At 66.7% G+C, this 22,941-nt stretch carries 21 protein-coding genes, 1 tRNA gene and 1 pseudogene; 16 read left to right on the forward strand and 7 right to left on the reverse strand.

The window, feature by feature from the left end; all coding sequences use genetic code 11:
• Nucleotides 1–273 precede the first annotated feature (273 nt).
• The 4 genes and pseudogenes from PHA84_RS05640 to PHA84_RS20770 form a co-directional block, all read right to left on the reverse strand.
• Nucleotides 274–1,011 (reverse strand): FadR/GntR family transcriptional regulator, encoded by a 738-nt coding sequence (locus PHA84_RS05640; RefSeq protein WP_270887126.1) that lies wholly within the window; start codon nucleotides 1,009–1,011, stop codon nucleotides 274–276.
• A gap of 13 nt (nucleotides 1,012–1,024) precedes the next feature.
• The gene (locus PHA84_RS05645; protein WP_270887127.1) at nucleotides 1,025–2,191 is read right to left on the reverse strand and encodes a glycerate kinase; all 1,167 of its coding nucleotides are present in this window, start codon (nucleotides 2,189–2,191) and stop codon (nucleotides 1,025–1,027) included.
• A gap of 83 nt (nucleotides 2,192–2,274) precedes the next feature.
• Nucleotides 2,275–3,102, reverse strand: coding sequence for a LacI family DNA-binding transcriptional regulator (locus PHA84_RS05650; RefSeq protein WP_270887128.1), 828 nt, complete (start codon nucleotides 3,100–3,102; stop codon nucleotides 2,275–2,277).
• A 63-nt stretch (nucleotides 3,103–3,165) separates the two neighbouring features.
• Nucleotides 3,166–3,312: pseudogene (locus PHA84_RS20770) on the reverse strand (LacI family DNA-binding transcriptional regulator); the annotation flags it as partial.
• Nucleotides 3,313–3,363: 51 nt separating this feature from the next.
• Here PHA84_RS20770 and PHA84_RS05655 point away from each other — a divergent pair.
• From PHA84_RS05655 to PHA84_RS05720, 14 genes are all read left to right on the forward strand, one after another.
• Complete coding sequence (locus tag PHA84_RS05655) at nucleotides 3,364–4,377, forward strand: nucleoside hydrolase (protein WP_270887129.1); 1,014 nt, start codon at nucleotides 3,364–3,366, stop codon at nucleotides 4,375–4,377.
• 230 nt (nucleotides 4,378–4,607) lie between these two features.
• Nucleotides 4,608–5,303 carry a FadR/GntR family transcriptional regulator gene (locus PHA84_RS05660; RefSeq protein ID WP_270887130.1) on the forward strand — a complete coding sequence of 232 codons (696 nt, stop codon included), beginning with the start codon at nucleotides 4,608–4,610 and terminating at the stop codon, nucleotides 5,301–5,303.
• Nucleotides 5,300–6,739 carry an amidohydrolase family protein gene (locus PHA84_RS05665; protein WP_270887131.1) on the forward strand — a complete coding sequence of 480 codons (1,440 nt, stop codon included), beginning with the start codon at nucleotides 5,300–5,302 and terminating at the stop codon, nucleotides 6,737–6,739. Before PHA84_RS05660 ends, PHA84_RS05665 begins: the two co-directional genes overlap by 4 nt.
• A gap of 23 nt (nucleotides 6,740–6,762) precedes the next feature.
• On the forward strand, nucleotides 6,763–7,746 hold the full coding sequence (locus tag PHA84_RS05670) for a nucleoside hydrolase (RefSeq protein ID WP_270887132.1): 984 nt from the start codon (nucleotides 6,763–6,765) through the stop codon (nucleotides 7,744–7,746).
• Between the two features lie 57 nt (nucleotides 7,747–7,803).
• On the forward strand, nucleotides 7,804–9,168 hold the full coding sequence (locus tag PHA84_RS05675; protein WP_270887133.1) for an extracellular solute-binding protein: 1,365 nt from the start codon (nucleotides 7,804–7,806) through the stop codon (nucleotides 9,166–9,168).
• Between the two features lie 16 nt (nucleotides 9,169–9,184).
• On the forward strand, nucleotides 9,185–10,120 hold the full coding sequence (locus PHA84_RS05680) for a carbohydrate ABC transporter permease (RefSeq protein ID WP_270887134.1): 936 nt from the start codon (nucleotides 9,185–9,187) through the stop codon (nucleotides 10,118–10,120).
• 82 nt (nucleotides 10,121–10,202) lie between these two features.
• Complete coding sequence (locus tag PHA84_RS05685) at nucleotides 10,203–11,039, forward strand: carbohydrate ABC transporter permease (protein WP_270887135.1); 837 nt, start codon at nucleotides 10,203–10,205, stop codon at nucleotides 11,037–11,039.
• Between the two features lie 52 nt (nucleotides 11,040–11,091).
• Nucleotides 11,092–12,069, forward strand: a complete 978-nt coding sequence (locus PHA84_RS05690; RefSeq protein ID WP_270887136.1) for a nucleoside hydrolase — start codon at nucleotides 11,092–11,094, stop codon at nucleotides 12,067–12,069.
• A gap of 45 nt (nucleotides 12,070–12,114) precedes the next feature.
• Nucleotides 12,115–12,900 (forward strand): SDR family NAD(P)-dependent oxidoreductase, encoded by a 786-nt coding sequence (locus PHA84_RS05695; protein ID WP_270887137.1) that lies wholly within the window; start codon nucleotides 12,115–12,117, stop codon nucleotides 12,898–12,900.
• Nucleotides 12,900–13,871, forward strand: a complete 972-nt coding sequence (locus tag PHA84_RS05700) for a polysaccharide deacetylase family protein (protein ID WP_270887138.1) — start codon at nucleotides 12,900–12,902, stop codon at nucleotides 13,869–13,871. The genes PHA84_RS05695 and PHA84_RS05700 overlap by 1 nt, the downstream gene beginning before the upstream one ends.
• Entirely contained in the window at nucleotides 13,852–14,979 is a 1,128-nt protein-coding gene (locus PHA84_RS05705; RefSeq protein WP_270887139.1) for a M24 family metallopeptidase, read from the forward strand. Before PHA84_RS05700 ends, PHA84_RS05705 begins: the two co-directional genes overlap by 20 nt.
• A gap of 24 nt (nucleotides 14,980–15,003) precedes the next feature.
• Nucleotides 15,004–15,771, forward strand: coding sequence for an SDR family NAD(P)-dependent oxidoreductase (locus PHA84_RS05710; protein ID WP_333742225.1), 768 nt, complete (start codon nucleotides 15,004–15,006; stop codon nucleotides 15,769–15,771).
• Entirely contained in the window at nucleotides 15,768–16,679 is a 912-nt protein-coding gene (locus PHA84_RS05715; protein ID WP_270887140.1) for a ribokinase, read from the forward strand. Before PHA84_RS05710 ends, PHA84_RS05715 begins: the two co-directional genes overlap by 4 nt.
• A gap of 16 nt (nucleotides 16,680–16,695) precedes the next feature.
• Nucleotides 16,696–17,631 carry a 2-hydroxyacid dehydrogenase gene (locus PHA84_RS05720; protein WP_270887141.1) on the forward strand — a complete coding sequence of 312 codons (936 nt, stop codon included), beginning with the start codon at nucleotides 16,696–16,698 and terminating at the stop codon, nucleotides 17,629–17,631.
• 617 nt (nucleotides 17,632–18,248) lie between these two features.
• Here the strand turns inward: PHA84_RS05720 and PHA84_RS05725 are convergent.
• Nucleotides 18,249–18,322, reverse strand: a tRNA-Pro gene (locus tag PHA84_RS05725).
• 105 nt (nucleotides 18,323–18,427) lie between these two features.
• Nucleotides 18,428–19,351, reverse strand: a complete 924-nt coding sequence (locus PHA84_RS05730; protein ID WP_270887142.1) for a metallophosphoesterase — start codon at nucleotides 19,349–19,351, stop codon at nucleotides 18,428–18,430.
• Nucleotides 19,352–19,446: 95 nt separating this feature from the next.
• Here PHA84_RS05730 and PHA84_RS05735 point away from each other — a divergent pair, with 95 nt between their 5' ends.
• Nucleotides 19,447–19,911, forward strand: coding sequence for a GatB/YqeY domain-containing protein (locus tag PHA84_RS05735; protein ID WP_270887143.1), 465 nt, complete (start codon nucleotides 19,447–19,449; stop codon nucleotides 19,909–19,911).
• A 33-nt stretch (nucleotides 19,912–19,944) separates the two neighbouring features.
• Here PHA84_RS05735 and PHA84_RS05740 read toward each other — a convergent pair whose 3' ends face one another.
• Nucleotides 19,945–22,341, reverse strand: a complete 2,397-nt coding sequence (locus PHA84_RS05740) for a penicillin-binding protein (RefSeq protein WP_270887144.1) — start codon at nucleotides 22,339–22,341, stop codon at nucleotides 19,945–19,947.
• A 262-nt stretch (nucleotides 22,342–22,603) separates the two neighbouring features.
• Here PHA84_RS05740 and PHA84_RS05745 point away from each other — a divergent pair, with 262 nt between their 5' ends.
• Nucleotides 22,604–22,930 carry a WhiB family transcriptional regulator gene (locus tag PHA84_RS05745; RefSeq protein ID WP_270887145.1) on the forward strand — a complete coding sequence of 109 codons (327 nt, stop codon included), beginning with the start codon at nucleotides 22,604–22,606 and terminating at the stop codon, nucleotides 22,928–22,930.
• Nucleotides 22,931–22,941 lie beyond the last annotated feature (11 nt).

Raw genomic sequence — 22,941 nt, forward strand, 5'->3', positions numbered from 1 at the left:
GCCATCGCCGCCCTCCAAAGCGGCGAGTAGGCACCGAGGATCAGCCCTCAAAGCCCACCACCCCGCGGGGCACTGCCGGCGAGCATGTGACCCCGGGATCGGCATGCGGGTTGGAGGGCTGAGGACCCGCCAGGTCGTGGACCCGGAGAGCACGATGGGCCTGTGACCTCCGACAACCGTGCTGGCGGTCTGGCGGCTGCACGAGCCTGGAGTGATGCTCCGCGAGATTCTCCGTGAGGCCCACTACGCCGCGTTCGACGCCGGAAGAGTGCCTTACTGCGCTGGTGCGTGCGGGGTTGCTCCTTGGAAGATGCGCGCCTGGAGGGAGCCGAGGTGCTCTTCCATGAGCCGCTTGGCCAGCTCCGCCTCGCCGCGACCGATCGCCCGCAGGATGGACTTGTGCTCGTCGACCTGCCGCTGGCGGGACGCTTCGTCCGGAAGGGCATGCTGGTTCACAAGAGCCCACAGCGGGTGTCGGCCAACGTTTACAAGTTGGCTCACGATGTCCGCCAAGAGTGGATTGCCGCACGCGGGGGCGAGCTCGGCGTGGAACTCCAGCCCCAGAGCTACGAACCGAGCCACGTCCTTGGCCTCGTGAACCAAAGCCTGCTGCTCCTCCAGCAGCCTGGCCACTCCATCCAGGCGTTCACGGTCGAGGCGTTGCGCGGCCAACGCCGTGACCACCGGCTCGATACGGAGTCTTGTTTCAACCAGCTCGTGAGGCAGCGCGTCCAGAGCCGCGCCCGTGACACCGCCGACCCGGACCGCCGGCCCGCGAACGAAAGTCCCGTCACCATGGCGCACCTCGATGGCACCGATGACCTCCAGGGCAAGAAAGGCCTCTCGGGCGGTGGCCCTGGAGACGCCAGCCTGAGCCGCAACCTCACTGTGCGCCGGAAGCCGCGACCCTGGGGGGTATTCCCCTCCTGAGATCGCGGACAACAGGGTCTGTGCAACAGCCAAATAGCGCCTCTGACCACCAGCGGCCGGCTCCTCCTCGTGCGTGGTCACGTGCTGAGGCTACTCAAAAGGCCCGGTCACTGCGGACGGGGCCATGTTCGGATGCGCGTGCAAGGTCGCGGGCACAACCTTCGAGCCATACGGCTGGGTCCGCCATCGCCGCCTTGGTCGACCCCGCCGTCTCCGTCAGGGACACTACCCGGACACCGGGTGTCTCCGGTGCATCGAGAACGCTGCCAGCAACGACAACGGCCGGGATGTCCCTGGTCCGGGCCAGCTCGATGACGTGACCGACCACCTTGCCGCCCAGCGATTGGCTGTCGAAGCGGCCCTCGCCGGTGATGACCAGGTCGGCCCCCTCGAAGGCTTCACGAAGTCCGACCAGCTCCGCGATGGCTTGGGCGCCCGGCACCAACCGGGCACCCCACCCGGCCATCAGCCCATACGCTGAACCTCCCGCGGCGCCTGCACCCGAAGTGTTCGGCTCGCCGCCCAGGCAGGATGCCCAGTGGTGCATGGCGGCTTCCAAGGAGTGGATTTCGGTGGCCGAGGCGCCCTTCTGGGGTCCGAACTGGAACGCGGCTCCGGATGGGCCCAACAGTGGAGCGGTGACGTCGACCAGGCACTCGACTCCACCGGGGGGTGGCGGAGCGATGGCGCTGAGCTCCAGATGTGCCAGGTCTCGCAGGGCCGTGCCTCCGCGAGCTAGCTCGACACCGTTCCCATCGAGCAGCCGGGCTCCCAGCGCTTGCAGCGCCCCCGCGCCACAGTCGGTCGAGGCGCTGCCTCCTAGCCCGATCACGAGCTTTGTCACTGCTGGCGTGGACGCCACGTGCAAGAGGACCTGTCCCAACCCGTACGTCGAAGCCGTGCGAGCGCGCAGTCCGCGCAGTCGCTCGATACCACAAGCAGACGCGAGGTCAACGACAGCCGTGCCGTCGGGCAGCAGGGCCCAGCGGGCGAGCGTTGGAGATCCGATGGCATCCTCGACGGTCACTTCCATGTAGCGAGCGCCCGGCGACTGCGCGGCGACGATCCTCGATGTCCCTTCGCCGCCGTCGGCCAAGGGAACGCTGCGACAGGTGTCATGGGGTCGCACCGACCGCCAGCCGCGGGCCAGGGCGGAAGCGGCGTCCGTTGCGCTGAGAGTGCCCTTGAAGGAGTCCGGGGCTATGACGATCGTGGCCGGCGCAGGCGGCAAGCCGAACGCGAGGGGATCTCCATGTGTCACGGTGATGTCCTTACCCGAGGCGGACCCGAGGCGGACTGCGAGCCATCCGCAACATGCTCATCTAACGTCTGCATATGTAGAGGTTAGACCACTTCTGCAGCACCTGGCCCACGTCGCGTCGATTCCCCTAGGCGCAGGCTCGGGGTTAGCCGGTTCCTCCGGACCGGGCCGTCCTGGCCTTCGATGCGGGCCACCAAGAACGCGACTGCATCGGCTGCGATGGCTTCGACGGGCTGGACCACCGTGGTCAGCGTGGGCCAGACGACATTGGCCAGGTCGCTGCCATCAAAGCCGGTCACCACCACGTCGTTGGGAACCGCGACCCCACGCTGGCGCAGCTGCCTGAGAACCCCGAACGCAATTGAATCCGAGCCGGTCACAATCGCGTCCGGCAGAGTCTGATGATCCAGGAGTCTGTCGACAGCGGCGACCCCGGACTCCACGCTGAACTCGCTGCGAAAGTGGCCGGTCACCTCGATCCCAGCGCGAGTCGAGCTGCGTTGGACCGCGTCCCACCTTTCCACGCCGTTCGAGCTCGCGTCGTCAGATCCCGCGTAGCCGATCGATCGGACACCGATGTCCTTCAAGTGGTCGATGACAAGCCGCATGCCCGTCTCGTTGTCGACGCCGACGAAGTCGGCGACCGGACTATCGGTGGCTCTGTCGACCTCGACGATCGCCGTGCCACGGGCCACGCGCCTGAGTGCCTCAGCCGAACCAATGCGGTCTGACGGGATCACCAGAATCCCGTCAACGCGTCGATCACCGAACACCCTGAGGCGACGTACCTCTTCCTCGACGAACCCGTGCGAGTCCGCCAGGAGCAGTTCGAAACCGGCCCGATTGAGCTGGTCCTCGAGGGCCTCGACGAGCTGGGAGAAGAACGGGATGCCGATGACGGGGACGATCATGCCGACGAGACGGGTCGAACCCTGACGCAGGGCTCGGGCGATGGGATCGACTCGGTACCCGAGTTCTTGCGCAACCGATTGCACGCGAGCGATGGTCTCATTGGAGACCCTTGGCCTGCCAGCCAGAGCGCGCGAAGCGGTTGCCTTCGACACGCCTGCTCTGGCCGCAACATCACTGAGGGTAACGACCGGCTGACCGGACTCTCTCACGCGAACCCCTTCACTGGTCCCTGGGTGGGTTTACATCCTATGGACATCCCTATGGACTTCATCGCGCGGCCAGAGTACCTTGTGCGAGATCGATTCCGCACTCGTTGCGCAAGGAGAAACATGAGCATTCCGATCATCATCGACTGCGACCCAGGCCATGACGACGTCTTCGCCATCTGGCTGGCCGCTGGGAACCCGAACATCGATCTGCGAGCGATTACCACGGTGGCCGGGAACGGGCGCATCGAGCACACCACCCACAATGCGCTCGTGGCATGCACGGTCGCCGGCATCCGTGACGTCCCGGTCGCCCGCGGCGCAAGTGGGCCGCTGAAGGGAGAGCTACGGCCAGCGGAATGGATCCATGGCGCGAACGCACTTGGTGGCCCGGTCCTTCCCGCGCCGACCATCGAACTCGATGACCGGGACGCGGTCACCTTGATCGCCGACGTCCTCACAGCCTCCGAAGAGCCTGTCGTGTTGGTGCCCACCGGGCCGCTGACCAACATCGCGCACCTGGTGCAGCGCCATCCGGAGCTCGTGTCCAAGATCGAAGGCCTGATCTGGATGGGAGGCTCGACCGGCCGGGGAAACGTGTCCCCCTATGCGGAGTTCAACGCATGGGCGGACCCTGAGGCCGCGGACATTGTGCTCCGATCCGGCGTGGATTTCACGATGGTTGGGCTGAACATCTCGCACCAGGCACTCATCACCCGTGAGGTGCGGGCCCGCATCGCCGCGCTGGACAGCCCGCTCGCCGCCTTTGGCGTTGAACTTCTCGAGTACTTCTGTTCTACCTACGAGCAGTTCGAGGGAATGCCCGACGGTCCGCTGCATGACCCCATCACCGTCGCGATGCTGGCGGAGCCATCAGTCGCCACGAGCGTGCGCACGCGGATCGACGTCGAGTGCGAAGGCACGCAGACCCGGGGGGCGACCTGCGTCGACCTTCTCAACTTCCTCCAGCGGCCGGCCAATGCGACGGTGGCCCTGGATCTGGACGTCGAACGGTTCTGGTCCCTGATCGAGGATGCCGTGACTGCGCTGGGTCGCGTCTCGGCCTGAAGGCCCCAGAGGGCCGTGTGACCCGTTTGCCGAGTAGCCGCTCCCCTCGTAGCCGGCCAGGAGCGCGCGTCGGGGCAACCGGCGCTGCGCGCCCACCACAGACATCTGATGTCTCGGTGTCCACACGTTGAACATCTTCCGAAAGAGTCTTGACCGACGAGACCGCAGACATCTAACGTCTAAGAGTGCAGACGTCTGAAGAGTTAACGAAGCAGCGGAGGTACCTGGCAGTGGCACAGAACCTGCTTGCAGCCATCAACGATGGCGACTACCTGCCCGGAGCGCGGCTTCCGGCATACGCGGACGTCGCGGCCGAAGCCGGGGTCTCGAGGGCAACGGCACGGGAGGCGTTTCTCGCTCTTGAGCTCGTCGGTGCCCTCGAGGTGCGCCATGGCGATGGGACTTTTGTCCGGGGCTCGGACAGCACGACGATGATCGGGCGCGCGGCATCGCTCTTCGCGCCACCGCGAGATCTGGTCGAGGCCCGCCTGCACATCGAGCCCACCGTTGCTGCGCTCGCGGCGGAGCGCTCCGACGAGGACAGGATCGCCGCACTGCAGCGATACACCGACGAACAGGGAGAGCTGGTCGACCAGCCCGACCAGCTCACCCGCTTTGTCGCGCTGGGCTTGGAGTTCCACGCAGACCTCGCGCCCGGCTGCGGCAACGTGCTCCTGGCGGACATCGTGTGCCAGCTCGTGAACGTCGAGCGCCACCCGCTGTGGGCACTGGTGAACCAGTACGCAGCTCCTGACCTCGCGTCCCGCCAACGCCAAGTGGATGAGCACGGGGCCATCGTGAGAGCCCTGGGGCAGCGACGTCCCCAAGAGGTGTCGGCCCTCATGCAGCGGCACATCGGTTCACTGGCGCGGGCCGTGTTCGAAGGATCTGGGTTGCACCACACCATGGAAGGCGTCCGGCCATGAGCGTGCCTGGGCAGGCGGACCTCGTCGTCCATGGCGGAACGGTCGTCAATGCCACAGGCAGCCGGGCTGCGACTGTCCTCATCGCCGGTGGCCGCATCACCGCACTGCTGGATGCGAACAGCCCACTGCCGAGCCACGCAAGGGCCATCGACGCGACTGGCCAACTCGTGATCCCCGGGGGCGTCGACCCACACTGCCACGTCGGCCAGAGGCTCGGCGATGTGTCCATGCTCGATGACCACGAGCAGGCCAGCATCGCAGCCTTGTGGGGCGGCACCACGACGATCATCGACTTCGCCATCCCGGAGCCGGGTCAAACGCCTCTGGAGGCGGCCCATACGCGGCTTAAGCAGGCCGGCGCGGCACGGTGCGACACCGCCCTGCACGGCGGAGTCGTCGCTTGGGACCACAGCACGCGAGGCCAGCTTTTCGCCATGGCGGACCTGGGCGTCCGGACCACCAAGCTGTTCACCACCTACCGCGACGGCGTCATGGCGGACACCGAAACCATCCGTGCCGTCATGGCGACGACCGAAGAGCTCGGCGGCGTGACGTTGATCCATGCCGAGCAGAACCACATCATCGAGACGCATCAGAAGGACGCGGCAGCCGCAGGGCACCGGCACTCGCGCTTCATGGCCAGCATGCGGCCCGAACAGGCCGAGCTCGAGTCCGTCAAGCAGGTGCTGACCATAGCCGAGCAGGAGCAAGCCAGCGTCTACTTCGTCCACCAAACCACCGCCGACGTTGTCGACCTCGTCCGGCAGGCGCGCGCTCGTGGGGTGCGGGTCTACTCCGAAACCTGCCCGCACTATCTCGTACTGGACGACTCCCTGTACGAAAAGCAGCATCCAGAGCGTTACGTCTGCTGCCCGCCCTTGCGGTCGACTGCCACACGCGACGACCTGCGGGCCGTGGTTCTCCAGGGACACGTGGACACCATTGGCTCGGACCACTGCTGCTACTCCACAGTCCAGAAGAGCGCTCACGCCGACGACGCCGTGAACGTACCCAACGGCCTACCTGGCGTCGAGACCCGCCTGACCGTGACCTTCGACTCGTTGGTCTCCTCGCAACAGATGGCCGTCGAGGACTTCGTCGCCCTCACCTCAACCAATCCAGCGCGACTGAACGGCCTGCGGGGCAAGGGCTACATAGCCCCTGGCGCCGATGCGGACCTCGTGGTCTTCGACCCACACCAGCGGCGAGCCGTCACCACCAGCGACCTGCACATGGCCACGGATTACACCCCCTACGAGGGTCACTCCTTCACCGGGTGGCCGACCACTGTCATCGCCGGAGGACGGGTCGTGGTGGACCCCGACGGGTTCCATGACCCCGGCCCCATCGGCCGGCACCTGCGCGCACAGTCACAGCTCGATGGCCACCGTCATCTCATGACTTCCCTCGTGCGCGACGCCACGCAGCGCCCCTGACCGCCAAGCAAGGAGACACCTTCATGACCCGACAGCTGATCCTCGACGTCGACACCGGGACGGACGATGCCATTGCCATCATGATGGCCGGTCTCTCCAAGGACCTGGACCTCCTCGGCTGCACAACTGTGTGGGGCAACCACGCGGTTCCCGTGTGCACCGCAAACACGCTGGCCGTTCTGGACCTGATCGGCCGACAGGACGTTCCCGTCCACCAAGGACTCGGCAAGCCGTTCGCTCCGATCCCCTTCCTGTTCGCCGACCACGTCGACAGCGAGCGCGAAATCGTTCACCCGGCCAGCTTCCCCATTCAGCCGAGCACCCGTGAAATCGCCCGGCAGCCCGCGGTGGAGTGGCTCGTCGAGACCCTTCGATCGGCGACCGAGCAGATCACCCTGGTCCCGGTCGCGCCGCTGACGAACATTGCCGCCGCCGTTACGATCGACCCCAAGATCGTCGAGGCTGTCGACGAGGTCGTGATCATGGGCGGCAGCCACGCCCTCGGCAATGTCACCCCCTCGGCCGAGGCAAACATCTGGCACGACCCGGTGGCGGCCGACGTTGTGTTCCGGGCTGGTTTCGAGCGACTGGTCCTTGTCCCGCTGGACGCCACCCACCGTGCCAACGTCACGGCTGCGCAGAACGAGGCGCTACGCGGACTGGGCACACCAGCCGGGACCGCTGCAGCCGCGCTCATCGGGCAGCGCATCGAGGGCTACACCCAGACCCAGCCCCAGCAGATGCCAGACGTCGCCCCTGTGCACGACGCCCTGTGCGTTGCCTACCTACTCGACCCCTCAGTCATCCCCTTAAGGGCGTACCACGTGCAGATCGAGACGACCGGTTTCGCGTCCTTCGGACGCACGATCGTCGACACAGCGGCCCGCAGCGGGCAGACACCGAACGCCCTTGTGGCGCTCGACGCCGACGCCGACCTGTTCTACAAGCTTCTCAACACCACCCTCGCCGGGCCCGCACACATCCAGGACCCGCAATCACCGGCCTAGGCCACAAACCACTGCCGTCACAAGTACGGCGCAGTACAACCGAGCAAGGAGCCAGCAATGAGCAACATCGGAACAGTACGCGGCAAGTCGCGCACGCGACTTGTCATGGCGTCGGCGGTCGCGCTCAGCGCCGCCATGGCCGCCGCCGGGTGTAGCAGCAAGGAGGACGTGGGTGCCAAAACGGCCGACTGTCCCCAAGGCGTCACCACCCTCAAGGTGCTGCGCGCCGAGCACCAGGTGCCGAACGACCAGCAACTCGACGACTACTCCAAGTCGGTCAAGGGCTGCGTGAAGTTCAGCGTCCAGGACATCCCCTTCGGCCAGCTGGCCGACAAGATCAGCGTCCTGGCGCCCACCAACAACTCCCCGGACATCGTCGGATACGACAGCCCGAACACGGCCGACTACGCGTCGAAGGGTGTGCTCCTGCCACTGGACTCGTATCTGCCGAGCGGGTGGAAGCACGACGTCCTTCCCGCCACGCTGAAAGAGCAGTCATTCAAGGACAAGGTGTACTCCCTGGGCGTCCAGCAGGACGTCCTCACCATGTACTTCAACAAGACACTCACCGATGCGGCCGGGATCAGGGTGCCGACCAGCATCGACCAGGCGTGGACGTGGCAGCAGGCGCACGAGGCGATGCTCAAGTGTCAGAAGGGCACCCCGGGCAACCCCTCCATCTACGGGCTGGCTCCGACGCAGCTCGGTGACGGGACGCCAGGGACCGTGTATGGCGACCTGGTGATGATCCGCAGCGCCGGTGACCCCAAGGCTGACCCGAACTCCTCGGCCTACAAGACGTTCTACGCGATCTCGCCCGACGGAAAAAACGTGGACGGGTGGCTGAACACGCCAGAGGCGGTCCAGGCAGGCAAGTTCTACCAGTCCCTCTTCAACGGCAAGACCGCCGTATCGTCCAAGACCGGTCGACCCAACGCGTTCATCGACGGCAAGGCGTGCTTCGACATCTTCGTCGGCGAGCAGGCGCTGAACCTGAAGAAGGCCAACGTCTCGTTCAAGTGGGGCAACGCGCCCATGCCGTACATCAAGACCCCGATCGTCCAGACGGGCGCCTTGACGGTGGGGGTCATGGCCAAGACCAAGCACCGGGATGCTGCCGCCAAGTTCGTCGTGGGTATCTCCACCCCCCCGCAGGTCGCCAAGTACAACGAGTCCGCCATCCGGATGCCCACGCTGCAGTCGGTGTACGACTCGCTGCCGAGGTTCCATGAAGCCCCGTTCGACATGGAGTACGACGAGCTGCTCAAGTGGGGCCAGCCACGACCCCTCACGACCGCCTTCAGCCAGTACAGCAACATCGTCTCCAAGGCACTGAAGGACATCGCCTACGGCTCGGACCCGAAGTCTCGCCTGGACCAGGCCGTCAGCCAGCTCCAGCCCATCGTGACCAACGCGAAGTAGAGGCAAAGGACCGACGATGTCAACCAAAGCGGAACCCGTGCCGGGGCGGCGCGCCAAGCGCTTCGCCCCGGCGGGGGGAGGCCGCGCGCGACAGGATCTCCTGGCGGCGGCGGCCTTCCTCGGACCGTTCATCATCCTCGCCCTGATCTTCCAGTACGGCCCGCTGCTGCTCATGGTCAAGGACAGCTTCTACGACTACACCCTGATCACGCCGGACCTGAAGACGTTCGTGGGCTTCGACAACTTCGTTCGCATCTTCACCGACCAGGGAACCGTGAAGTCGCTGATCATCACGCTGCTGCTGTCGGTGGGTGTGGTCATCCTGACGATTCCGCTGGCCTTCCTCTTGGCCATGTTCCTGAACGGCAAGTTGCCAGCTCGCGGGTTCGTGCGGACCATGGTCTTCCTTCCCGTGATCACCTCCTCTGTGGTCGTCGCGACGCTGTGGACGTTCCTGCTCAACGCCAACGGGCTGATCAACTCCGCCTTGGGCTCCGTGGGCATCTCGCAGCAGCCGTTCCTCACCAGCGGCACGCAGGCGTTGCCAGCCATCATCGTGCTGACCGTGTGGCAACAGCTCGGGATGGCCACGGTGCTCTACCTCGGCGGCCTGCAGTCCCTGCCATCAGAGTTGATGGAGGCCGCCACCATCGACGGCGCCAGTCCTCGACAGCGGTTCCGCTACATCACCATCCCGCTGATGTCGCGAACCACCGTGCTGGTCGTCGTGGTCATCACGGTCTTCGCACTGCAGTCCTTCGCACCCGCCTACATCATGACCGGCGGCGCCCCCAACGGAACCACCAACACGTTGGTGTACCTGATCTACCAGACCGCCTTCACCCTCCAGCAGCCCGGATACGCATCGGCGATCTCCCTGCTGCTACTGGTCATCGCATTGGCCATCAGCTTGGTGCAGATGCGACTGCTCCGCACCCGATGGGACTACTGACATGACTGTCTCGACGGCACGACCCTCTTCGGCGCAGACCTCAACCGGTGCGCCCCTACCAGCCGGAGCGCCGCAACGGCGGGTGCGGCAAGTCGGACGCATCCTGACCACGCTGCTGATCCTCGCGGTCATCGTCGCTGCGTTCCTGGGACCGTACGTGTGGATGTTCGCATCCGGGCTCAAGACCCAGGCCAGCATCTTCACGGACGTGGTTCCCATCAGCTGGAGGACGTTCATCCCCGTCCACGCGACCATCGACAACGTCACGGAGCTCTTCGCAGACCGAGGGATAGGCCGTGCGCTGCTCAACTCCGCCCTCGTGGCCGTTGGCCAAGTGCTCGGCGCCCTCGCCGTGTGCTGCCCGGCGGCCTACGCGCTGACGCGAATCAAGTTCCCCGGCCGGAACGTGATCTTCGCCTTCATCCTGGCGACGTTCATGCTGCCGTCGGAGGCGTTGGCCGTGCCGCTGTTCCAGCTGGTCGGCACTCTGGGGCTTCAGGACACCCTTGTCGGCGTCGGCATCCCGTGGATCGCGAACGCCTTCGGGTTGTTCCTGCTCCGTCAGGCGTTCGAGGGTGTCCCGCATGAACTTGACGAGGCAGCCCGACTGGATGGGGCCGGCCACTTGCGCATCTTCTGGTCCGTCATCCTGCCCAACATCCGCGCTGACCTGGTCACGTTCGTCCTGACCATCTTCCTGTTCTCCTGGAACGGCTTCCTGTGGCCCCTGATCGCGATCCAGACACCGGAGAAGCAGCTCGTCCAGGTGGCCATCGCCCAGTCGGTGTCCCCGGGGGAGCTGCCCAACTGGGGGCTCAGCTTCGCGGGCGCATCGATCGCCACGATCCCGCTGCTCGTGCTGTTCGTCTTCCTGCAGCGACTGCTCATCCCGGGGCTCGCCCGGTCGGGCCTCAAGTAGCCGACCGCCATCACCGACAGCTCACCCAACACCACGAAGGAGCACCACCGACATGCCTCGCAAGATCATCCTCGACGTCGACCCGGGCCACGATGACGCCATCGCGATCGTCCTGGCCGAAGGCAACCCGGAGATCGACCTCGTCGCGATCACCAGCGTCGCCGGCAACCAGACCCTGCCCAAGGTGACCTACAACGCGATGCGTGTGGCCACTCTGGTGGGTTCGCAGGCCACCATCGCCCGCGGCGCCGAGTTCCCCTTGATGCGCAAGCAGCTGACCGACCACGACATCATCGCCGGAAGCGTGCACGGCGTCTCAGGACTGGACGGGCCCGTCCTGCCGGAGCCCAGCATGGAGCTGGATCCCCGGCACGCGGCCCAGCTGATCGTGGACGTCGTGATGGAACACGAGCCGCAGGAGATCACCCTCGTGCCGACCGGGCCACTGACCAACATCGCGTTGGCCATGCGGCTCGAGCCGAAGATCGTCGAGCGCGTTCGCGGGGTGGTGCTCATGGGCGGTGGTTACACACAAGGCAACGCCACGCCGGCCGCCGAGTTCAACATCCTCGCGGACCCGGAGGCTGCCGCGGCAGTGTTCGCTGCCGAGTGGCAGGTCACCATGGTGGGACTCGACCTGACGCACCAGGCGGTTGCCACGCCCGAGGTGAAGGAGCGCATCCGGGCCATCGGAACGCCCTTGTCGCAGACCGTGGCCGAGTGGCTTGACTTCTTCGGTGGCACCTACAGCTCGGTGTGGAAGATGCCGTACCCGCCGATCCACGACGCCTGCGCCGTTGCCCGGGTGATCAACCCCGACGTCGTCCACGTGGAGGAAGCGTTCGTCGTCGTGGAAACGCAGGGAAAGTGGACCTACGGGGAGACAGTCACCGACTTCCTCGGCGCCTTCGGCGAACCGTTCAACAACCTGGTGGCGACGAAGCTCCACTTCGAAGGCTTCTGGGACCTCATCGTCGACGCGATCACCCGGATCGGTGAGCGCCAGGCACAGCAGTCCACCAGCGCCTGATCAACCAGCCGTCGGCGGAGACGCCCACAACGAAAGGCCACCCACATGCGACTGACGGGCCGCACCGCCGTGGTTACCGGTGCAGCATCCGGAATCGGCCGCGCCATCGCCATACGGCTCGCCGCCGAGGGTGCATCCGTGGTGGTCAGTGATATCCGGACCGACCCCATCTGGGACGGGTTGAACACTGAACCCACGACCGACGTGATCGTCTCCGCTGGCGGCACCGCCATCTTCCACAAGGCCGACGTCTCCGTCACGGACGACGTGCACTCCCTCATCCAGCGGGTCGTCCAGGAGTACGGACGCCTCGACATCATGATCAACAACGCTGGGCTCGTCGGGTCACACAACATCCTGGAGACGACCGAGGGTGAGTGGGACCGTCTCATGTCGGTCAACCTTCGCGGCCAGTTCCTGTGCTGCAAGGCAGCCATCACGCAAATGGTCACACAGGAACCGGTAGTGGAGATCCGAGGTCGGGTCATCAACGTCTCCTCCCAACAAGGCTTCATCGGCCCGCCCGACTACTTCGCGTACGCCGTCAGCAAAGGCGGAGTCGTGCAGATGACCCGGCAGCTGTCCACCGACTACGCCCGGCACGGCATCCTGGTCAACGGCCTGGCGCCCGGCCGCATCATCACCGGAACCCATCCGGGCGAGATCGACATGACCGACCCGGTCCTGACGTACTCCCGAGCCCGGACCCCGTACCCCCGTCTGGGGCGTGCCGACGACGTCGCGGGGGCCGCCTTGTTCCTCTCGAGTGACGACTGCACCTTCATCTCCGGACACACCCTGCCGGTCGATGGCGGATGGCTGGCCTACTGATGTCGACATCGATCAACCGACCAGCTCAGGACGTGCTCCCTGGACCGGTCCGGGACCTGGTGGGCTACGGCTCCCTCGTGCCGCAGGTCACCTGGCCGCACCAGGCCAACGTGGCCGTCAACATCGTCGTCAACTACGAGGAGGGCTCGGAGTACTCGTACGCCATGGGTGACCGGGAGAACGACATCCTCGGCGACTCCGCCTACCGCTTTCCCCCCGAGGTGCGCGACCTGGCCCAGGAGTCCATGTACGAGTACGGAAGTCGAGTCGGTGTGTGGCGGCTGCTGAGGCTTTTCGACGAGTACGACATCCCCTGCACCTTCTTCGGTTGCGCAGTGGCGTTCGAGGCGAACCCTGTAGTGGCCCGCGTCGCCAGTGCTCGCGGCCACGACCTCGTGTCGCACGGGTGGAGATGGGAGGAGCACTGGCGCCTCAGTGAAGAGGAGGAGCGGCGGCACATCGCCTTGGCCGTGCAGTCCTTCGAACGCACTTGGGGCAAGCGACCGGTCGGCTGGTACTGTCGATATGGCCCGTCGGTCAACACCCGCCGCCTCGTGGTCGAGGAAGGTGGATTCCAGTTCGACTGCGACGCCTACAACGACGACCTGCCCTACTTCACCGCAGTGGGCGAAACGCAGCACCTGGTCGTTCCATACTCCCAGACCTACAACGACTCGCAGGGATCGAAGAACCCGACTGAGTTTCTCGACTACATCAAGCGGGCGTTCGACGAGCTGTGGCTCGAGGGAGAGCGGGGCACGCCGAAGATGATGTCGGTCGGCCTGCATCCGCGCCTCGTTGGTCAGGCAGCGCGCGTCTCGGCGTTGCGTGAGTTCCTCGAGCACGCGCAGTCCCGGGGGAAGGTCTGGTTCGCGCGTCGCGGAGACATCGCGCAGTGGTGGCTGGCTCATCATCAGGACTTTCCACTCGTCGACGGTTCGCGGTACGGACATGCCCACCTCGACGGCTGAGCCCTGCGGCGTCCAGGACCTGACTCAACGCTGGGAACGGCTCTGGACCGGCATGGAGCAGGCCGCTCTGGACGTCCTGCTGGTCCACGGGACAGGTGCCTTGGGTCAATACGGGAACCTCGTGTACGTCCTCGGCAGTCACCTACCGACCAAGGGGGCGTATGCGGTGCTGCGTCGTGGCGCGCCGCCGGTTCTCGTGGCATCGTCCGCAGTTGAGGGCCGTGCGCTGATGCGCGCGTTCTCCTGGGACGTGCAGGTGGTGGCCCCCGTCCACTCCGGCCGGGCACAGCAGCTCGCACAGGTGGCAGAGCTCTGCGGCGGCTATGGTGCAGCCGCCTTGGCAGGACCATCACACGTGCCGCACGGTGACGCCCTGATCCTGCACATGCTGCTGGAACACACGTTGCCCGTGGTGGACCTCGTCAGCGAGGCACGTCGGGCACTGGCGCAATGGGACCAGGACCTGATGCGGGCAGAAGCGACCACCATCGAGCAGACCTTCCAGTCGCTGCCCGCGCTCGTGCGTCCCAAGGACACCGAGCGTGACCTGGCCGCCGCCATCGAGAGCCAGCTCGTGCGTCGAGGCTCACGCGTTCGGATCGTGCACGTCAGCGCTGGTCACTTCCACGGCCAGCCACCTTCGGACTCCGTCCTCAGGGCCGGGGCCATGGTCACCATCTTCATCGAGAGCGCCGGCGCCACAGGCCACTGGGTGGAGCTGGGTGTGATCGCCCACGTCGGTACCCCCGGGCCCACGCAGCGCCACCAGACCGAGCTGCTTCAAGCCGCCCTGAGAACCTTTCCGCACCAGCTGATGCCCGGGCGTGACATCGCCGCCATCGTCACGGCTAGGACCCGCGTGGTGTCCGAACGCGATGCAGCAACCATCGGACTTGGCCACGGAACGGGCGTGGACGAACAACCGTGGCAGCTGGGCGGCGAGGTGGTCGGGTCGTTGCGCGCGGGGGAGGCCGTTGCCGTGCACCCCTCGCTGGAGTTCTCGGACGGCACCGCTGCTGCGGTGGCCAACACGTTCCTCGTCGGCCCGGCGCCGGCCGAACCGCTGTCCCAGTTGCCCTTCACAACCCTGACCCTGCCGCCCCTTTAGCCACTCAGTACCGAGGAAGCCATCGTGAACACACGACGTACCGCCGTTGTCACCGGTGCCGCCAGCGGCATCGGTGCACAGCTCGCCATCGCCTACGCCCAAAGCGGCGTCAACGTCGTCGTGGGCACGTACCCGGCCGACCCCCACGATCCAGAGGAGGTGCTCGACCAGGTGCGGCAGGCCGGAGGCGACGCGGTCGTTCACGAGGTCGACGTCCGCGACCCCAACCAGGTTGACCGGTTCGTCCAGCGGGCGGTCGACCAATGGGGTCGCCTCGACTTCGTCGTGGCCAACGCCGGCGTGGTTCGGCTGCATCCGCTGGCGGACCTGACGGACGACGCTTGGGACGACCTGATGTCGGTGGACCTCACCGGCGTGATGCGGGTGTTCCGCAGCGGTGTGATGCGCATCAGCGGGCACGGGGCGCTCGTTGCGGTGTCCTCCATCTCCGGCGGGGTCTACGGATGGCCGAACCACGCGCACTACACGGCGGCAAAGGCCGGTGTGCTCGGGCTGTGCAGAGCCCTGGCGGTCGAGTTGGCCCCGCGCGGCATTCGCGTCAACTCCGTCATCCCCGGAGTGATCGACACGGCGCAAACCCAGGACTCAGTGAACTCCTTCGGCCGGTCCGGCCTCGACCAGGCTGGAGCGAGGATTCCGCTCGGACGGGTCGGCCGACCCGAAGAGGTTGCCCGCACCATCCGCTTCCTCACCAGTGACGACGCGTCCTACATCACCGGCCAGCAGATCGTCGTCGACGGCGGCCTGACCGTCTTCATGCCCATCTCATGAGCAGCGTCATTGTCTTCGGGTCGATCAATGCGGACATGGTGGTCCGTGTGCCCGTGACCCCGCGCCCCGGGGAGACGTTGATGGGCCGCGACGTCAGCTACGTGTCAGGCGGCAAGGGCGCCAACCAGGCGGTCGCGGCCGCGCGCATGGGGGCAGCCGTCGCCATGATCGGCGCCGTTGGTAGCGACGACAACGGTCAGCGCCAAATCGACAACCTGGCGGCCAACGGCGTCGACGTCTCCATGGTGACCCAGGAATGCCCCTCCACGGGCCTCGCAGTGGTGACGGTCACCGACGTCGGCGAGAACTCGATCGTCGTCGTGCCCGGCGCCAACCACGCGGTAGGCACCAAGCATGTCTCCGCCATGGCCGAGAAGGTGCGACGAGGTGACCTGGTCGTGACCCAGCTCGAGCTGCCGCAGCCAGTCGTGGCCGACGCCCTGCGGGCGGCGCAGGCAAGGGGTGCCCGCACCGTCCTCAACGCAGCGCCCATGGGGGACCTGTCCGACCTTCTGGACGCGGTCGACGTCCTGGTTGTCAACGAGACCGAGGCGCAGTCTCTTGGCCACCAGAGGCAGCTGCGCCCAGACGAGCCAGCGTCCATGGCGGAGCAGCTGGCCCAGGAGCTCGCCGTGATCATCGTCATGACCCTCGGGGCCGAGGGCGCCGTCATCGCCCATCCTGGCGGGCGACGGTGGCGGGTGCCCGGGGACAACGTCGTGGCTGTCGACACAACGGGTGCCGGTGACACGTTCGTGGGGGCACTGTGCGCAGCGCTGGCCGCGGGCCGCGACGAGACCAGTGCTCTCGAGCAGGCCAACCATGCCGCCGCACTCGCGTGCACGGCTGCGGGCGCCCAGTCGGCCATGCCCCGCCTCGCAGACGTCACCCCACCCCACGCCCCCTAGACGGAAAGGCCGAACCGTGCCCACCGCGTGGCTCCCTTACAACGATCCCCAAGAAGCGCTGCGCCTAGTCGGACCACCCCCGCCGGGCATCACCATCGACCTCTACCACGGTGGCCCCTACCCGCAGTCCATCGACGTCGTCACGTTCTACGTCCTGCCGTACATGAGCGGCCCGGAGGTGCTCGCGCCCTGTGCAAACATGCCCAAGCTCGCGGCCGTGCAGACCCTCACCGCCGGGTACGAACAGTTCCTGCCCCACCTGCCGGCCGGCGTCACACTCTGCAACGCAGCCGGTGTGCACGACGCGAGCACAGCCGAGCTGGCTGTCGGCCTCATCCTGGCCCGCGGCCGCGAGCTGGACCACCACGCGAGGAACCAGTCAGCCAGAACTTGGAGCCCGGGTTTCGGAACCTCGTTGGCAGACCGAAGGGTGCTGATCATCGGGTACGGAAATGTCGGTCGCGCGATCGAGCAGCGGCTTCAAGGCTTCGAACCGGCCTCCATCACCAGGGTCGCCCGCACCGCACGGTCCGGGCCGCCGCACGTGCACGCCATCAGCGAGCTGCACGAGCTGCTCCCGACGGCCGACGTCGCCATCGTCATCGCGCCGCACACCCCCGAAACCGAGGGGCTCATCTCCTCACGCGAGCTCGCCCTGCTGCCCGACGGTGCCCTCTTGGTCAATGTTGCCCGCGGCAGGCTGGTTGACACGCAGGCGTTGGTCAGCGAGCTGGAGAAGGGACGGCTCAGCGCAGCGGTCGACGTCGTGGAGCCAGAACCGCTTCCTGAGGATCATCCGCTGTGGACAGCGCCGAACATCCTGATCACACCCCACGTCGGTGGGATGAGCTCGGCATTCGCCCCCCGCGCCGGCAGGCTGATCGCCCAGCAGCTGGAGCGCTTAAGCCAAGGCCGTCCGCTGGAGAACGTCGTGGTTGAGGCCACGTCATGACGAAGGTATGCCGGCACGCTCCGCCGGTTGGAGGCATGAGCACCGGTACGCGGGGCTCCTGATCGTGCGCGCTCAGCTTGCTGACCTGCGCAAAGTGGAGCCAGTGACGGGAATCCAACCCGCGTGTCCAACTTAGGAATCTCATGCGAGACGCACGCCAGGAGACTTCTTGCTCCCGTGCGGCGCCGCCAACGCCTCTTGTGCCCCCTCGCGAGCGCCTCGCATGGTCACCGGGTGGTCCGGGTGAGCGGGCGCTTGGTCCACACTCTTCGGCAAGGATGCTCGACCGTGCTGTTACGCCGCTCGGCGGGCAACTGACTAGGGCGCGTTTGCCCGGCTCCGCTGCCGTCGCGTGACCGAGCTTCCGATCTTCGGGCGGACGCGAACTCGCAGGCTAAGTGCCGTGACCACCATGGCGTGCGACATCTCGTGCAGCATGGCGCGGCCGCCTTTCGCAGTGAGCGAAGAGGTCTGGGCGCTCGGGGCCGGGTTCCAAGCGTGGCGATGGCCCGAAATCTATTCCGAGAACTGTCGGCTGCTGTACGCCTATTGCGGTACTTCCGGCTCGAACGAGCGCGACGAACTAGGCGCACAGGCCCCTGACCTGCGCGAATGTGTCGGGGTGACAGGATTTGAACCTGCGGCCTCTTCGTCCCGAACGAAGCGCGCTACCAAGCTGCGCCACACCCCGTGGCAGTCGCCGCCCGCATCCGTCCCGCTCGGGCAGCGACAAGGAAGGATAGCCCACCGCGAGCAAGGGCTCCCAATCGGTATGCCGCGACCTCGGCAGAGTGGCTCAGCCACGCTCCGTGAGGGTCAGCAGTGTCGCCTCCGGTCGGCACGCGAACCGCACGGGCGCATAGGGCGAGGTGCCCAGCCCGGCCGAGACGTGCAGCCAGGCGGCGTCGGCAGGAGCGTACGAGGACGGCTGGGAGCCGGCCCCCGGCCACCAGCGCGACAGGCCTTTGGCCCTGGAGGTCGGCAGGTCGCAGTTGGTCACCAACGCCCCGTAGAACGGCAGGGCGAGCTGTCCGCCGTGGGTGTGCCCCGCGATGATCAGGCGGGCGCCGTCGGCGGCCATCGGGTCGAGTACCCGACGGTACGGAGCGTGGGTGACTCCCACCGTGAGGGCTGCCTCGGTCGAGGGCCTGGCGGACACCACGGCATACCGGTCGCGGCCGATGTGGGCGTCATCGGTGCCGACCAGCTCCAGCGGCACCCCGCCCACCGTCATCGCCGTGCGGACGTTGTCCAGGTCGCGCCAACCGCCGGCGAGCATTCCGGCGCGAAGGTCCTCGACCGGCAGCCGCACCCGTCCCGGCGGTGCTTCGGCATGGCGCCGGGTGAGATAGCGCGCCGGGTTCTTGGGCGTCGGCCCGAAGTAGTCGTTGGAGCCCATGACGAAGACGCCGGGGCTCCCGAAGAGCGGCTCCATCGCCCGCAGGGCCGGGGCTACGGCGTCGACGGCGGCGAGGTTGTCCCCCGTGTTGACCACGAGGTCCGGAGACAGCTCGGCCAGGCTACGTACCCACTCGATCTTGCGCCGCTGGTTCGGGACGAGGTGCAGGTCGGAGATCTGGAGCACACGCAAGGTCCGGGACCCGCGGGGGAGGATCGGCACCGTGAAGCGCCGCAGCGCGTACCAGTTCCGCTCCACCAAGCCCGCATAGCCGACCCCGGCCGTCGCCAGACCTGTGAGCCACCTCAGCGTCGTGTTCATCGCGGACATCCTCGCAAAGTCCCCGAGCCGGGCCGACGTGCGGTCCGGCCGGAGGGGTTGGGGCGGTCCTTGCCGCGCCTGAGAGGATTCGCCCCATGACCGCACAGAGCCTCAAGGCCACCGTCCAGAGCGACCTCACCTCCGCCATCCGTCAGCGGGACCAGGTCCGCTCAGGCACGTTGCGCATGGTGCTTGCGGCCATCTCCAACGAGGAGGTCGCCGGCAAGCAGGCACGCGAGCTCACTGATGACGAGGTCCTCAAGGTGCTCGCCAAGGAGGCCAAGAAGCGCAAGGAGGCGTCCACCGCGTACGTCGGCGCGGGCCGACCGGAGCTCGCCGCGAAGGAGGACGCCGAGCTGGCTGTCCTCGAGGCCTACCTGCCAGCGCAGCTGTCCGACGAGGAGCTGGAGGGGATCGTCGCGACCGCCGTCGAGCAGACCGGCGCCACCGGCCTGCCCCAGCTCGGCCAGGTCATGAAGGTGGCGCAGGCGGCAGTGGCAGGCCGCGCGGACGGCGGCCGCGTGGCCGCCGCCGTCAAGTCCGCGCTCAGCGGGACCTGAACCACCTGCCCGGCCTCCGGGCCGCCGTCTGCGCTACTTGTGGCCCTTGGGCTTCTTGGTCTTCGACGGCGTCGGCTGGGAGGACTGCCGGGCTTGGTAGTTGCTCGCCACCCTCTGTCGCGGCGCCTGCTGGGCTGTCGGAACGTAGCCGGTCGAGGTGTAGAGGCTGATGGTCTCGCCCCGCATGGCCGTGCCGCTGGGGTCGGTGTAGACGACGACGCCTGGCGAGAGGTTGCTGTAGGTCTGGCCTGCGACCTGTGCGGAGAACCCGGCGTCCTGGAGCACGGCCTTCGCCTGGCTGACCGACATCCCGCTCACGTAGGGGATCGAGATCCTGTCGCCGTTGAGCAGCTTGTCGCTCGGGTCGTCGAAGCTGCGGATCGGCATGCCCTCCGAGGCTCCCTGCATGATCGCGTGCCAGATCGGCGCGGAGATCGTCCCACCGAAGACCTCGCCGTAGTACGTCCCGGCCAGGCGGACGTTCTTCATCCGGAACTGCTTGTACGGCGTACCCACCCAGACGGCCGTCGCCAGCTGGGGCGTGTACCCCACGAACCAGGACTGGTAGTGGTTGTCGGTGGTTCCCGTCTTGCCAGCCGCGGGGCGTGAGCCCAGGGAGGCGGCCCGCCCTGTTCCGCTCTTGATGACGTTGGTGAGCAGGTTGGTGGCGCCCTTGGCGATGTCGGCGTCGATGACCTGCTTGCAGGCGGCCGGCCGCAGCTTCACCTGCTTCTTGTTGTTCGTGGTGATCGACAGGATGGGGTTGGGGGCGCAGTACTTCCCGTTCGCCGCGAGAGTCGCGTACGAGGAGGCCAGCGTCAGGGGCGTGGTGGTGCTGGCGCCCAGGGTGACCGAGGCGGGACCACACGTGATCGGGGCCCCGCTACCCGTGTGAAGGCCCATCGTCGTCATGGTCTTCTGGACGTTCGGCACACCGAGATGCAGCACGAGCGACGCGAACGCAGTGTTCACGGACTTCGCCGTGGCCGTCTTGAACGGGATCGGGTGACCCCCGATGGCCTCGTCGTTGCGGACCTCCCAGTTCTTCAGGTCTCCGCAGCGACCCTGCTCCTTCGGGGTGTATACCGCCGGCTGCTTCGTCGTGGCGAACTTGGAGGGGATGCTGCCGTTGATCGGGATGCCCTTCTGCAGAGCTGTGACGATCGCATACATCTTGGCCGTGGACCCGAACTGGAAGCCGTTCTCGCCGCCGTACTGTCGGTCCACGTTCCAGTTGACCTGCGTCAGGCCCTTCTTCTCGCTGCCCTTGCCGGTGGTGTACGTCGTGTTCTGAGCCATCGCGAGCACGCGGCCCGTGCCCGGCTCCACGATGCTGACAGCCGCACCGATGCCCTCACTGTTGCCGATCGGCACGCGCTGCGTCAGCTGTCGCTTGGCGGTGTTCTGGATGTCGGGGTTGAGGGTGGTCTGGATCGTGAGGCCCCCCTGGGTGACGTTCTTGATCCGCTCCGGCACGCTCTTGCCGAGCTCGGGCATGGTCTTGAGGTAAGCCATCACGTAGTTGCAGAAGTACTGCTCCGAGGAGGCGGCGCAGTTGCTCAGCGGGTTCTTGACCTTCAGCATCTTCCGGACCGGGACCGCCTTGGCGGACTTGAGCTGCTTGGCCGTGATGATCCCGAGGTCGTACATGCGGTCGAGCACGACGTTCCGGCGGGCCTGGGCCTTCGTGGGGTTGTGCACCGGGTCGGTCTTGCTGGGGTTCTGGACGAGGCCGGCGAGCAGGGCTGCCTGCGTGAGGTTGAGCTTCTTGGCGCTGGTCGAGAAGTAGTGCTGGGAGGCGGCCTCGATGCCGTAGGCGAGGTCGCCGTAGTACGCCAGGTTGAGGTAGCCCTGCAGGATCTGGTCCTTGGTCATCTCCTTCTCCAGGGTGACCGCGTACTTGATCTCCTGGATCTTGCGGGAGGCGCTGACCGCCACCGCAGCGTCCGCGGCCTCCTTGTCGTTGTTCCGCAGGGCGTTCTCCTGCAAGGTCAGCTTCACGTACTGCTGGGTGAGCGTCGACGCGCCCTGCGTTCCCCCGCCCTGGGCGTTGGAGACGGCGGCCCGCAGGATGCCTCGGGGGTCCACGCCGCCGTGCTCGTAGAAGCGGCTGTCCTCGATGGCGATCTGCGCCTTCTGCATGATCGGCGCGACGTCCTTGAGGTTCACGATGATGCGGTTCTCCTCCTGGGGCGTCGCCAGGACCCGGCCCTTGGCGTCCACGATCCTCGACTGCTGGGACAGCGGGGAGGCGGTGAACTCACCGGGCAGGTCGTCGAACATCTTCACGCCAGACGTCGCTGCCGCGCCCGTTGCCCCGACCGCAGGGATCAGCAAACCGGCGGCCAGCAGCCCCATGACCATCGCCGTGGCGACGAAAGCCCCGAGCAGACTGACGACGTTACCGACGTTCGTGGCGCGTCCGTTCATGCCCCAAGGGTAACCGGCGGCGGTGTGGCACCCGGTCGCCGCGCGCGGGCGGGCCTCTGACCAGCGACTTCTTCCCGGCTGAGGTGACTAGTCACAAGGCACGGAAGGAGTGGCCCGTCGTGACTAGTCCGTTTGGTCATCGCAGAACTACACGAATGGGCCATGTCGTCCCAGTGCTTGCAGTTCCTATCGTTTCCAGACGTAGATACGGACATAAGACGCAAGCCGCGACGCTTCACCAGCAACATCTGGAGGCCACGAAATGACCATCGCGCCAGCTAGACCGACCGCCACGGCCGGTGCCGCATGGGTGGAGGACTGGGCTCCGCTCGGTGCGTGCTCCACCAGTGACCCAGATGCCCTGTTCGTCCAAGGGGCCGCTCAGCAGACCGCCAAGGTGGTGTGCCAACGGTGTCCGGTGATAGCCGAGTGCCTCGCCGACGCCCTGGACAACCGTACCGAGTTCGGCGTCTGGGGTGGGATGACCGAGCGCGAGCGTCGGGCGCTGCTCAAGCGTCGGCCCAACATCACGTCCTGGGCCTCGCTCTTCGCCCAGGCTCGGGCGCAGTCCTCGGTGGAGAGTGCCTGACACCTGCCGCT

This window comes from Pedococcus sp. 5OH_020, from assembly GCF_027812955.1.
Taxonomy (GTDB): Bacteria; Actinomycetota; Actinomycetes; order Actinomycetales; family Dermatophilaceae; genus Pedococcus.